10 protein-coding genes and 1 tRNA gene are annotated in these 12,700 nt (G+C 61.8%); 7 read left to right on the forward strand and 4 right to left on the reverse strand.

The window, feature by feature from the left end; genetic code table 11:
- Nucleotides 1-20: 20 nt before the first annotated feature.
- Genes HMPREF2806_RS12270 through HMPREF2806_RS12280 form a run of 3 tightly spaced genes read left to right on the forward strand, consistent with a single transcriptional unit; the run spans nt 21 to nt 3,890 of the window.
- Nucleotides 21-1,133: a potassium channel family protein gene (locus HMPREF2806_RS12270; protein ID WP_049156104.1), complete on the forward strand. Its 1,113-nt coding sequence runs from the start codon at nt 21-23 to the stop codon at nt 1,131-1,133.
- Nucleotides 1,133-1,867, forward strand: coding sequence for an NAD(+) diphosphatase (locus HMPREF2806_RS12275; protein WP_046647468.1), 735 nt, complete (start codon nt 1,133-1,135; stop codon nt 1,865-1,867). Before HMPREF2806_RS12270 ends, HMPREF2806_RS12275 begins: the two co-directional genes overlap by 1 nt.
- On the forward strand, nt 1,839-3,890 hold the full coding sequence (locus tag HMPREF2806_RS12280) for an ATP-dependent DNA helicase UvrD2 (RefSeq protein WP_193394651.1): 2,052 nt from the start codon (nt 1,839-1,841) through the stop codon (nt 3,888-3,890). The genes HMPREF2806_RS12275 and HMPREF2806_RS12280 overlap by 29 nt, the downstream gene beginning before the upstream one ends.
- On the opposite strand, the gene HMPREF2806_RS12285 is transcribed toward HMPREF2806_RS12280, so the two are convergent.
- Nucleotides 3,887-4,717: a hypothetical protein gene (locus tag HMPREF2806_RS12285; RefSeq protein WP_049156110.1), complete on the reverse strand. Its 831-nt coding sequence runs from the start codon at nt 4,715-4,717 to the stop codon at nt 3,887-3,889. The two genes, HMPREF2806_RS12280 and HMPREF2806_RS12285, sit on opposite strands and share 4 nt — an antisense overlap.
- Nucleotides 4,718-4,789: 72 nt before the next feature.
- Between HMPREF2806_RS12285 and HMPREF2806_RS12290 the strand changes: the two genes are divergently transcribed.
- Nucleotides 4,790-5,287, forward strand: a complete 498-nt coding sequence (locus HMPREF2806_RS12290) for a M48 metallopeptidase family protein (RefSeq protein ID WP_046647471.1) — start codon at nt 4,790-4,792, stop codon at nt 5,285-5,287.
- On the opposite strand, the gene HMPREF2806_RS12295 is transcribed toward HMPREF2806_RS12290, so the two are convergent.
- Nucleotides 5,284-6,711, reverse strand: a complete 1,428-nt coding sequence (locus HMPREF2806_RS12295) for a zinc-dependent metalloprotease (protein WP_070517853.1) — start codon at nt 6,709-6,711, stop codon at nt 5,284-5,286. The genes HMPREF2806_RS12290 and HMPREF2806_RS12295 overlap by 4 nt on opposite strands.
- A 93-nt stretch (nt 6,712-6,804) precedes the next feature.
- Here HMPREF2806_RS12295 and HMPREF2806_RS12300 point away from each other — a divergent pair, with 93 nt between their 5' ends.
- The gene (locus tag HMPREF2806_RS12300) at nt 6,805-7,881 is read left to right on the forward strand and encodes a YlbL family protein (protein WP_070517854.1); all 1,077 of its coding nucleotides are present in this window, start codon (nt 6,805-6,807) and stop codon (nt 7,879-7,881) included.
- Between the two features lie 3 nt (nt 7,882-7,884).
- On the opposite strand, the gene HMPREF2806_RS12305 is transcribed toward HMPREF2806_RS12300, so the two are convergent.
- Complete coding sequence (locus HMPREF2806_RS12305) at nt 7,885-8,565, reverse strand: beta-N-acetylglucosaminidase (RefSeq protein WP_070517855.1); 681 nt, start codon at nt 8,563-8,565, stop codon at nt 7,885-7,887.
- A gap of 77 nt (nt 8,566-8,642) precedes the next feature.
- Nucleotides 8,643-9,233, reverse strand: a complete 591-nt coding sequence (locus HMPREF2806_RS12310; RefSeq protein WP_070517856.1) for a PPA1309 family protein — start codon at nt 9,231-9,233, stop codon at nt 8,643-8,645.
- A gap of 123 nt (nt 9,234-9,356) precedes the next feature.
- Here HMPREF2806_RS12310 and HMPREF2806_RS12315 point away from each other — a divergent pair, with 123 nt between their 5' ends.
- Nucleotides 9,357-12,335 (forward strand): UPF0182 family protein, encoded by a 2,979-nt coding sequence (locus HMPREF2806_RS12315; protein WP_070517861.1) that lies wholly within the window; start codon nt 9,357-9,359, stop codon nt 12,333-12,335.
- Between the two features lie 156 nt (nt 12,336-12,491).
- Nucleotides 12,492-12,568: transfer RNA gene (locus tag HMPREF2806_RS12320), tRNA-Met, on the forward strand.
- The last annotated feature ends 132 nt before the right edge of the window (nt 12,569-12,700 follow it).

Raw genomic sequence — 12,700 nt, forward strand, 5'->3', positions numbered from 1 at the left:
TCTAGGGAGGTTGGCGCTTCGTGCCCAAGCACTTAAGAAAACGCATTACGTCGCGTTTTTTATCGCAGGTTGAGCTGACCTCGCAGCCTGACCACGCGTTGCTCGATGTCATCACGATTCCGCGCACGCAAAGCACCAGCCCGTGGAAGCAACTGGCGCGCCGCGTGATATGGGCCATGGGGCTGATGGTCTTTGTCACCATCATCGTCTTTTTCGACGGTGACGGGTATAGCGAGGATTTGTCTTTCTTGGATGCGGCTTATTACTCGGCGGTGTCGCTGACCACTGTGGGCTACGGCGATATTGTCCCTGTGACTCCCACCGCGCGCTTCATTAACCTTATTATCGTTACCCCGGCCCGCCTGCTCTTCCTTGTTTTGTTGGTCGGTGCTACCTTGTCGGTTCTGACGGATCGAGCCCGTCGCACGTTTGAAATCCAGAATTGGAGAAAGCAATTGCGTAACCACACCGTCGTCATCGGCTATGGCACCAAGGGCGCCGGTGCGGTCGCCGCGCTGATCGCCGACGACGTCCCCGCCTCCCAGATCGTTGTTGTTGATAACAACCGTGCAGCCTTGGCCAGTGCCGAGCACCACGGCCTCGTCACCATCTATGGCTCCGGAACCAAGCAGGACGTCCTGCGCATCGCCGGCGCGCAGCATGCATCCTCCGTAGTGGTGACTCCGTCCACGGACGATACCGCGGTGCTGTGTACGTTGTCCGTGCGCGAGCTTAACCCTAAGGCCAAGGTGGTCGCGTCTGTGCGTGAATCTGAAAACCGCCACCTTCTCCTTCAATCCGGCGCTGATTCGGTGGTGACCTCGGCGGAGACGGCCGGCCGCCTCCTGGGCCTCGCTACCGTAACGCCAACCGTGGTGGAGATGATGGAGGATCTCCTCTCACCAAATGAGGGTTTCTCCGTGGCGGAGCGCGCGGTGCGCGAATTCGAGGTGGGCTCCAACCCGCGCCACCTCGCTGACATTGTCCTGGCCGTCTTGCGCAACAACGAGCTGCACCGCGTCGACACGGCAGATGCGTACGCGCTCAAGCCCGGTGACCGCCTGCTCTACATCAAGCACGAGATGCAGCAGGCCGCGGAAGATTCCGATGAAGACGAGGACGAAGGCAACTAATGTTCCTTCCTGTCACCGAGACCGGCCGCGTCCCGGTTACGCCACAGGGCCAGCCGGTCTTTCTGGCTGAGCCGGCGGGGGACATCGTGGTCACGGCCGGGGCCATCCATGCTTTCCTACTGGGCACCGAGGCCGCCGAGCGGCTCGGCTCGCTGCGTGATGCCACCTTCTTTAACGGTCAGCGCGACATCCTCAAAGCCCTGCACCTGATCCGTAACCGTCGGGAAGCGCGCTTTGATCCGCGCAGCGGCCGCGAGCTGTCTTATCCTGCGCCCGGGGCGGTGGGGCGCGACGGCGAGCGCCTCGTCTTCCCACGCCTTGATCCCGCCGTCATCGGTATTATCCGTCACGCAGACTCGGACCAAATCCTGTTGGCTCGTAACCGCCACCGTCCTAACTTCTTCTCCTTGATTGCCGGCTATGTGGATCCCGGTGAGACCCTCGAAGAAGCGATGATCCGGGAGGCACTGGAAGAGACCGGCCGCCGCGTGGAGTCAGTCAAGTACTGGGGTTCACAGCCGTGGCCGCCGAGCGGTTCGTTGATGGTGGGCTTTTCCGCGGTCACGGAGGATGTCCAGCCCGTGTGCGATACTGACGACGAGCTCGCTGAGGTGCGGTGGGTGTCCCGCGCCGAGCTTCCAACAATGACCATTGCCCGCCAGGGCTCAATTGCACACACGATGATTATGGAGTGGTTCCACGGTGATGAGACCGGATCTGTCCCTGCTCGATGAAGACCAACGGGCCGCCGCCACGGCGCCGCGCGGCCCGGTCTGCATCCTGGCCGGTGCCGGAACGGGCAAAACTCGCACGATCACCTATCGCATCGCCCACATGGTGGATCAGGGCTTCGTCAACCCGCAGCGTGTTCTGGCCGTCACTTTTACCTCTCGTGCCGCGAGTGAAATGCGCGAGCGTCTCAACCAGATGGGTGTCGGGGGAGTGCAGGCTCAAACCTTCCACGCCGCGGCGCGCCGCCAACTGAAGTACTTCTGGCCGCAGGTCGCCGGGGATCTGCCGTGGCAGCTCATCGATAATAAGTTCAGCCTGGTTGCACGTGCGGTGCGTTCGCTTGGTCTGGACAATAACAAGGACACCATCCGTGACTTCCTGGGGGAAATCGAATGGGCCAAGTCCTCACTGATCAGCCCCGAGGGTTATCCCGGCGTCATCGAATCCACGGACCGCGAGGCGCCGGGGGACCCGGCCAAGGTGGCGGAGGTCTTTCGCCGCTATGAGGACATGAAAGCTACCCCGGATCTCATGTACCTCGATTTCGATGATTTGCTCATGCATATCGCCGGCGCCATCGAGAACGTTCCTTCGGTGGCGGAGGTCTTCCGTGAGCAGTACCGCACCTTTGTCGTCGATGAGTACCAAGACGTGACGCCGCTGCAACAGCGCGTGCTGGAGGCCTGGCTGGGGCAGCGCGATGATCTGACGGTCGTGGGCGATGCTAACCAGACCATTTACTCCTTCAACGGGGCTTCCCCGGAGTACCTGCTGAATTTTTCTCGCACCTATCCGCAGGCCACGGTGGTAAAGCTGCAGCGAGATTACCGCTCCACTCCGCAGGTGACGGATTTGGCCAACGAGGTCATCTCGAAGGCCACGGGCCGCGCGGCGGGGACCCGCCTGGAGCTGCAAGGTATGCGCGAGCCTGGCCCCGAGCCCACTTTTAAGGCCTATGAGTCTGAGGAGATCGAAGCCAAGGAGGTCGCGGGCCAGGTTCTGACTTTGCTCAACCAGGGCGTGAAGGCTTCCGAAATCGCAATTCTCTACCGCATCAACGCGCAATCAGAGCAGTTTGAGCAGGCGCTTGCCGACGCCGGAGTGGTCTACCAAGTCCGCGGCGGCGAGGGATTCTTCCGCCGCCCAGAGATCTTGGAGGCCATCCGCGTGCTCATCGCTGCCACGCGCCGTGATGATCTGCCGAATGATCCTGTGGCCGTGGCACGTGCGGCCTTCGTGGAGCTGGGGCTGTCCGCCACGGAGCCGCAGGGCGCGCAGGCGCGTGAGCGCTGGCAGTCGCTCACGGCGTTAGTGGATCTCATCGCGCAGATCGTGGAGGACCACGAAGGGATCGACCTGCCTGGCGTGCTGGGGGAGCTGCACCGCCGATCCGAAAACAAGCACAACCCCACGATGGAGGGCGTGACCCTAGCGACCATCCACGCTGCCAAGGGCTTGGAGTGGGATGCGGTCTTCCTCGTTGGCCTCACCGAAAAACTCTTGCCCATTAACCACGCCATCAAGGCCGGCGATGAGCACGTGGAGGAGGAGCGCCGGCTGTTCTATGTCGGCATTACCCGTGCGCGCGAGCACCTGGCTTTGTCGTGGGCGTTAGCCAAGACGACCGGTTCGCGGGCTTCGCGTGAGCGAACTCGCTTCCTTGACGGCGTGGTGCCGGGAATCGAGGAGAGCCAGTCATCGAACCGTCGCTATCGCCCGCGCCGCTGCCGCGTGTGCTCGGGCCAGCTCAGCAGTCCCGCCGAAAAGGTTCTGGGGCGCCACGAGTGGTGCGAATATGAGGGCGATGAGGATGTCTTCAACGCGCTGCGCGCCTGGCGCGCGTCCGTTGCTAAGGACTCCCAGGTTCCTGCCTACGTCGTGTTTTCCGATGCCACCCTGCAAGCCATCTCGGAGGCGCTTCCCGCCAGCGAGGCCGAGTTGCTCGACATCTCCGGGGTAGGCCCCTCCAAGCTGGAGCGCTACGGCGCGGAGGTGTTGCAGATCATCGCCTCTACCCGGGGTTAGGCACCGGCGCAGAACGTACAGCGTGGGTGCTCCATCAACAGCCGGTGTTGCTCGATCCCGTAGGGGTCTATCTCCTTAAGCTCCCCGGCTAACGGCTTGCCGCCGGGAGCCCCGGGCGGGGCGGGCCTTCCCAAAAGGCGGCGGATGGTGACCACAGCATGCATCACTATTGCGGTGCGCACGATCGGATCCCCCGGCGGTTCTACCGCGGCGGCGCGGCGCGCCACCTCGTGCCACTGCTCGTCCGCATCGATGCGGTGCAGATGCGCGCACAGTGGGCAAGGCCCCGCGCCGGCTACGCGGACCGGACCGATGATGCCGCGGGCATCCAGCATCGATACCGGTAGCCACGTCGCCGAGGATTTGTGCAGGGCTTGTGCCCATTCCGTCGCGCCGTCCAACATGTCGACGGCCACGATCGGCAGGTACCCGGCCACGTTCGCGATGTACTCGGAGGGTGTTTCGCTGTGGAGAGGGGAGCGGGGCTGGAAGGAATCGTTAAGGAGGACATCGCGCAGCTCATTGGCGAGGGCCGACGTACCCAGCACGGCCACGCGCTGGGGCTGGGGCGCTGGCCATAGAACGCGGTAACTGATCAGATCATCAACCAGGCTGCGGGCAGCGGACGGGCTCGTGCCCGTATTCTCGATGGATTTTTCAATGGTTTGCCGGGTCAGCGGGGTGCGCAACCGGTTGAGCAGGCGTGCCAGTTGCGGGTGGGCCTCGAACACGCCGACGCGCGTGGCATCCATGCCACACTGGAGCATTCCGGGTTCGCGCTCCAGGATTGTGGTTTCCGGCGCCAGCATGTACGTCTGTGCAGACATGGTTTCCTCCCCGTTGATGACCCACCCCAGCTGTGCTTAGCCATCATTGCACCACAGGTAGAATGCCCTGTCATGTCGAGCAATCCCGAGGTCCGTGTCATCCGCTCCGCCCGGCGCCGTCGCACCGTTCAAGCCCGCGTTGTTGATGGCGTTCTCGAGGTGCGCATTCCTGCCTGGATGTCGGCAGCAGAAGAGCAGAAAGCGGTGGATGAGATCGTGGCGAAGGTGCGTAAGAAGCACACCTCGTCGCAGCGTTCCGATGCCTCTCTCGCTGCCCGCGCATGCACCTTGAACACTCGCTATTTGGAAGACCGCGCCACGGTGGGATCCATTCGGTGGGTCAGCAACCAAAAATCCCGTTGGGGTAGCTGCACTACCTCAACGGGCGATATTCGGATTTCTGACCGGCTGCAGGACGTCCCCGACTATGTGCTCGATGCGGTCATCATCCACGAGCTGACGCACACCTTCATCCCGGGTCATGGTCCGGACTTCTGGGAGTGGGCTGACCGCGCGCCCAAAGCAGAGCGCGCGAAAGGATACCTTGAGGCTTACCAGCGTTTCCGCTAGTTCTCTTCTTCCGGCCCGTCCTCTTTGTCCTCGCCGCCGTCGGCGTCTGTGTCCTCACCAGTGCTGTCGCTGGTGTTATCGCTGGCATTGTCACCGGAATCCTGTTGGCGGAGCATCTCCTCCAGCTTGGAGAATTCTGCCTCAAAGCCCTCATCAGGGGTGTCATCGAGCAAACCGTCGATGAAGGACGCCGGGTTCTCCAGGTGCTCGGCCGTGGGCAGAAGATCCGGGTGGTCCCAGGCGGAATCGCGCTTATCGGAGCCTACCGCGACGGTGGCGCGGCGCCAGAGTTCAGTGGCGGCCTCCACCTTCGGGGCGTTGAGCTCGATGCCGACAACTTGGGAGAAGGCCTTCTCCGCGGAGCCGCCAGTGGAGCGGCGGTGCGCCCACGCTTCAGTCATTGCTTTCGTGGACGGGATGCGCTCTCCGAGTGCTTCGGTCACGACGTGCTCTACCCAGCCCTCGACGAGTGCCAAGAGGGTCTCCAGGCGGGAAGCCGCGCCCGCGTTGCGAGAGGTGATCCGCGGGGACAGGTCCATGCCTTGTAGCTTGCTCATCGCGTCCTGGATGGCCTGCGGGTCGCCGGATTCCAGGTTGAGCTCGCGGGTAGCTTCCTCGATGTGGGAGGTATCAATAACCAAGCCCATGGCGTATTCCTCAACGGAGGAGACGAGGCGCTCGACCAGCCATGGCACATGCTTGAACAGGCGCTGGCGGGCAGCTTCACGGGCCCCAATGTAGACGAGCACCTCCTGGCCCGGAACGTTGAGATCACGCGCGATGGCCTGAATATTGTGCGGCAAGAGTGCGGTGGTGCTTGCTGGGGAGACCGGCAAGCCGAAATCAGAACCGGTCAATGCCTGCGCAGCCAGATCACCTAGGGCGTGGCCCAGCTTCATACCGAAGTTCATGCCGGACATCGAGTTCATCATCGAAGTCATCGGGCCCATCATCTCGCGGGCCTCCTCCGGCAAGGATTCCAGCTGCGCGGAGTTCATGTGCTCCGCCACCGGGGTGACCATGCGCTGCCACATCGGCAGGGTCGAATCCAGCCACTGCGCGGAATTCCAGGCAGTGACGGTGCCGGATGCGGTGGGGAGAATCGTGGCATCATCCAGCCACAGTTCCGCCAGCCTCACGGCTTCTTGCACGGCGGTGCGGTCCTGCTCGCTGACCTCTTTATCGCCGGAGATCTGCTGGTGCGCGATGCGCTTGGCCAAGTCATAGTTGACCGGGCCGGAACCCTCCGGGGAATTCATGGAGGAGCCCATGCCGGACAGCATCTGGCCGAACTGATTCAATAGGTCTCCTAGGCCACCGTTGCCCGCGCTGAAGCCGAAGGCGCCGAACGGGTTCTGGTCGCGACGATCGTTATCATCGTCATCGTCGTTATTGGGGAAGGAAAAACCGAATCCGTTGCTCATGGGGCCTAATCTACTAGGTTTCCTAGCGCGGATTCTAGGACCACGGCAACGCTGAGAGCGAACAAGCATCACGAGGCTGTAGGCTGATCCTCCGTGAAATCTTCGCAGAACCCCCGAACTCGCCGCCTGTCCACCCTGACGTGGGGAGCCATTCCGGTGGTGTTGACGGGAGCCCTGCTCAGCGTTGACCACATCCCCGGTACCGACATCACCCTGTCGGTGCCGTACGCCGCCGAAGGACCAGGTCCGACCGTGGACACCTTGGGTGAAGTGGAGGGAGAACCGGTGGTCAACGTCGAGGCCCCAGAAACGTTCCAGCCGCAGGGGCATCTCAACATGACGACGGTCTCCGTGCGCACCAATATGACGTTGGCTCAAGCTTTGGGGCGGTGGCTTTTCACCGATGACACCATCGTCCCCATCGACAGCGTCATCCCGCAAGGCAAGACGGATGAGGAAGTTCAGGAAGCCAATCAACAGGCTTTTACCCAGTCTGAGTCAGCGGCCACCGTCGCCGCCATGAACTACCTGCACAAGCCCGTGCGTATCGAGGTAGCACAGGTGCTCGACGACGGCCCCGCAGCGGGCGCGCTTGACGACGCCGACATCATCACCGCCGTCAACGGCGACAAGGTCACGGAGCCTGGCCAGGTACAGGAGAAGATCCGCGCTCTTAAGCCCGGCGATGAAGTGAAGCTGGGGATTATTCGCAAGGGCGAGGAAAAGACTGTCCGGGTCACCCTCGGCTCTCACCCCGAGCAGGAGGACGTGGCCCTGCTAGGCATCCTTATGACCTCGGTGCCCACCGAAGACATCACGGTGGATTACAACCTGCAGGACATCGGCGGCCCCTCGGCTGGCATGATGTTTACCTTGGCGGTGATTGACAAGCTCTCTAGTGAGGATCTCACCGGCGGCCGGTTTGTCGCCGGCACCGGCACTATTGGTGAGGACGGCGAAGTCGGCCCCATTGGCGGTATCGTCCACAAGGTCCACGCAGCGCAGGAAGCGGGCGCCGAACTATTCCTCGCCCCAGCCGACAACTGCGCGGAGGCGGTCAGCCGCGATACTGGGGACATGGTGGTGGCCAAGGTCCACACGCTGGACGATGCCATCGAGGCCATGCAGGACTTTGCGGAGGGCAAGCCCGTCGAGACCTGCGAAGGTTAGACCTTACACCAAGCCAAGCTCCTTGAGGCGCTCCTCCGGATCGTCCTGATCCGTGGAGATCATCTGCTGCATGATGAGGCCCTCATCGTTGTCAACGACGGTGAGGATGGCCGTGTTGCCCAGCATGGACCAGCCCACGACGCGGTTGCCGCTGTCCTCGATGACGCGGGAGCTGCGCAGCTCGGTGAGCACCTGGGTGGTCTGGGAAGCCTTGGTCTTGGACTTGAAGAACTGGAACTGTCCCACCTCGGAGCCGGAGCAGTTGAAAGAATCCGTCACGCCATTGGGATCGCAGCGGTCGAACTGCGCGAAGATCTCTTCCGGCACGAGGCCACCGAAGATCTTATAAGCCTGCTCCACAGAGTCGGTGAACTTGCCGCTGGGCTCCGCGGACTCGCTGGCGTCCTTGTCTTTGTCTTTGCGGTCGGCGTAGCTGCGGGTTGAGGATTCATCCTCCGCCTCCGAGCTGTCTGCAGACTCGGAGGTGGCGGGAGTAGTCGTCTCGGATTCCTCAGCGGAGGTTGCCGGGGCCGGGGCGCTGGTCTTCTCCGCGGCGGCGGTCGTTGCTTCGCTCGCAGGCGCTGGTTCAGGGGAGGGGGCATCGTCCTTCCCACATGCGGAGAGCAGGCAGCCGGTGGCAAGCACGGCCGATGCTGCGGCGGTGAAGCGGGATGTCAAGCGCACGAGAGACTCCTCTATCAATTGCGTGCCCAGCCCTGAGAGCTGAGCGCTAATGGCCACTGCAGTCTGAGTTTAGTCGATTAGAGCATTTCCTCCGGATCTTGCTCCAACCCGTAGCGCAGTGCAGCGATGACCCCAGGCGCCACATTCGGTCCGCCACGCAGTTGGATATCGTCCTCCGCGAAGGGGCCGGCCTCCGCCAGCTCTTCCTCGGTGGGGCGTAGCTGCAAAAGCGTGAGCTCGGCGCCATCGTCGTCGAAACTCTCCGCATCGGCTGTGGAGCTTCCGTCCAGGGCGGTGGCTCGCAGGACTCCGGAGAAGAGGCGGGCGGGACGGGCGTCGCCAAGCGCGGCGTCCGAGGTGTCCTTAAACATGATCTCCTGTGCCAGAATGACGCCGGCGATCTCTCGCGGCCATGCTAGCCGCGAGACGTAGTCCGCGAGGTGCTCCGAGCCCGGTTCGATGCCTTCCGGCAACTCTTGCACCACGAGGGTGAGGGAAGAGGAGTCATCGACGTCCCCAAGTTGGGCGGCCACCAGCTCAGTGGGGACGAGAGCGAAAAGGGTAGGAGGTGCATCCCAGCCTTCGGCGTGGATGAAATCCACGGCCTCGCGCATGGCCTTGTTGAGCGCGCGGTGTACAGCAGGCTGGGAGGAAGGTTGGGAACTCATAAGCGTCCTTGTTCGTTGACGGTCATAGTGCTTCTCTAGACTAGAAGCTTGATACCTCTATATTCGCACGACACTTGATTGGAGCTGGAGTTGGCTTCCGGACTCAACCGACCCACCGCCCCGATGAAACGTCCGCCCAAATTTCTCTCGTGGGTTGTCGCCATCATCGCGGTCCTCTTGTTCATTGGCCCCATGTTGGTGGGCTTCTATACGGATTGGAAGTGGTTCGGCGCGATTGAGTACCGCGGGGTCTTCACCAAGACCCTGATCACGCGCATCGTTCTCTTCGTCCTCTTCGGCCTCGTGGCAGCGGCTGTTACCTACGTAGCGGGCCTGATTGTGTGGCGGGGGCGCGGCGATTCGATGGACATGGCGGACTTCAATTCCCCTGTCTATCAGTACCGTAAGTCCATTGAGAGCACGATGAGTGTCTTCCTCAAGGTCATCCCGGTCCTCGTCGGCGTTGTCTCTGGACTGTTGGGGCAGGCAAATTGGCGCACCGTCATGCTCTTCCTCAATTCTCATGACTTTGGGGTGACGGACCCGCAGTTCAACCACGACCTTGGCTTCTACGCATTCCGCTTGCCGGTGTGGTCAATACTGGTCAACGCGGCTTCCATGCTGGTCGCAGTGTGCTTCCTCATTGCACTCGTGGGGCATTACATCCTTGGTGGCATTCGCTTGGGCAATCGCGCCGCCGGCGTGCGTGGTTCGCTGTCGAAAGCAGCGCGTACACAGCTCGCAGTAACCGGTGGTATTTGGATGCTGCTCCAGGTGGCCGGCTACTGGCTGGGGCGTTACGAGTTGCTGTATAACCAGCATTCGTTGTTTACGGGTGGTTCCTACACGGATATCAATGCCTACCTGCCGGCAAAGATTATTCTCATGATCATCGGCGTGTTCGTGGCCGTGGCCATTTTCTCTGCCGTCGTTATCAAGGACCTGCGCATTCCGGGCCTGGCCGTAGTTCTCATGGTGCTGTCCTCCTTGGTCATTGGCCAGGGCTGGCCGCTCATCATGGAGCGCTTCTCCGTGAACCCGAACCGTCAGGCTAAAGAGGCTGAGTCCATCTCCCGCAACATCGAGTCCACCCGTTTTGCCTATGGCCTCACCGATGACAAGGTGACCTACGAGGAGAACTGGGGCGCGGAGGACGTCGCCGATGACAAGGTCGCCTCGGATGACTCCACCATCTCTAACCTGCGCTTGCTGGACCCGGATATCTTGGCGCCGACGTTTACCCAGATGCAGCAGCTGAAGAACTTCTACGGTTTCCCAGAGACGCTGGCGATGGACCGCTATGAAATCGACGGCGAACTCCGTGACTTCGTGGTTGCTGCCCGCGAGCTGGATCCGAATGAGCTGCAAGAAAACCAGCAGAACTGGATCAATCGCCACACCGTCTATACGCACGGCAATGGCTTTATTGCGGCGCAGGCGAACACGGTCGATGAGGTGGCTCGTGACGCCGGTTCCGCCCGCGGTGGTTTCCCCATCTTCACGGTGGCTGACTTGCAGACCCAGGCGGGTAAGGACGCCGAGGGTGAGGGCGAAACCAAGAATGCTGAAGAATCCCTCGGCATCAAGGTCGACCAGCCGCGAACCTACTTCGGCCCGGTTATCGCTAGCGCGCAGGATGGCATGGACTACGCCATCGTGGGCAAGACTGGTGATGAGGCCGTCGAGTATGACACCGACACGTCCACCTATACCTATGACGGCAAGGGTGGCGTCGACATCGGCAACATCGTTGACCGCGCTGCCTTTGCTCTGAAGTATCAGGAGCTCAACTTCCTGCTGTCGGACCGCGTGGGGCCGGAGTCCAAGCTGCTTTATGACCGCGACCCGCGCGAGCGCGTGGAAAAGGTTGCTCCTTGGCTGACGACGGATTCCTCCACCTACCCGGCGGTTATCGACGGCCGCATCAAGTGGATCGTTGACGGCTACACCACCCTGGATTCCCTGCCGTATTCCCAGCGCACCTCCCTGACGGAGACCACCCAGGACGCGCAGAATCCGACGGGCACGACGCAGCGCCTGGTCAATGATCAGGTGGGCTATATCCGTAACTCGGTGAAGGCGACTGTCGACGCCTACGATGGCACCGTCGATCTCTATGAGTTCGACACCGAAGACCCCGTGCTTAAGGCATGGGAGGGGGTCTTCCCGGGCGTCGTCAAGCCCGAGTCGGAGATCTCCGATGAGCTGCGTCAGCACATGCGTTACCCGGAGGACATGTTCAAGGTGCAGCGCAACCTGCTGGCCAAGTACCACGTGGATGACCCGGGCGTCTTCTTCAACAACGATGCCTTCTGGTCCGTGCCGGAGGACCCGACCGCCGGCGAGTCCCAGGGCTTGAACCAGCCGCCGTACTACGTGCTGGCTTCCGACCCGGAGACCAACAAGCCGAGCTTCCAGCTCATCACCTCTTACCGCGGTCTGAACCGTCAGTTCCTCTCTGCGCACATGGCGGTGTCCTCGGACCCGGATACCTACGGTGATATCACCGTGCGCGTGCTGCCGACGAATACCCAGACCCAAGGTCCGAAGCAGGCGCAGGACGCCATGATGTCTTCTGACCAGGTGGCTCGTGACCGCACGCTGTGGCAGGGTTCGAATGATCTGAAGAACGGTAACCTGCTGGCCCTGCCGGTGGGTGGGGGAGAGATCCTCTACTTGGAGCCGATCTACTCGCAGCGTAAGGGCCAGGAATCTGCGTTCCCGAAGCTGCTGCGCGTGCTGGTGTCCTACAAGGGCCGCGTGGGCTATGCGCCGACGATTGGTGAGGCCCTAGAGCAGGTCGGCATCGACCCGAAGGCCGCCCAGGACATCACCGAGATTGAGGGTGACTCCGGCAAGCAGACGGAGAAGGATGACGAGGAGGCCAATGCCGCCGATAAGAAGGACGAAGAGAAGGACTCTGAGTCTTCCGCACCGGCCTCCGCTCCGAAGGCATCTGACGAGGGCGAGGCTATCGACGCCATCAACAAGGCTCTCGATGGTGTGGACAAGGCCAAGAACGGCTCCTTTGAGGAGTATGGCAAGGCCCTGGACGAGCTGGACAAGGCGGTAGAGGACTACCGCTCCCTGCAGTCTCAGTAAGTCCGGATAGGCGCCAGCGAAAAACTCGGCGCCTCACCTATGAAATGGCGCCTGCCCAGGGGATTTGGGTAGGCGCCAAGGTGTCTGTATAGTTACATCCGTCGCCAGCACACGGGACAGTGTGCAGAGCGCTTGATGTTTGGAAGTACATCTCGACGCGGGGTGGAGCAGCTCGGTAGCTCGCTGGGCTCATAACCCAGAGGTCGTAGGTTCGAATCCTGCCCCCGCTACCAACTTCCGACCCCTACCAGGGAATATCCTGGTAGGGGTCTTCTTCATTTTGTACTGAAATCGCCACTTGGTGCACTAGATGGTGCACTGGGCTCAAAATCCGGCTTAAGGGACATTTCGTGTGGATTTGCGGC

The sequence above is a fragment of the Corynebacterium sp. HMSC076G08 genome (genome assembly GCF_001811515.1).
Classification (GTDB): domain Bacteria; phylum Actinomycetota; class Actinomycetes; order Mycobacteriales; family Mycobacteriaceae; genus Corynebacterium; species Corynebacterium hiratae.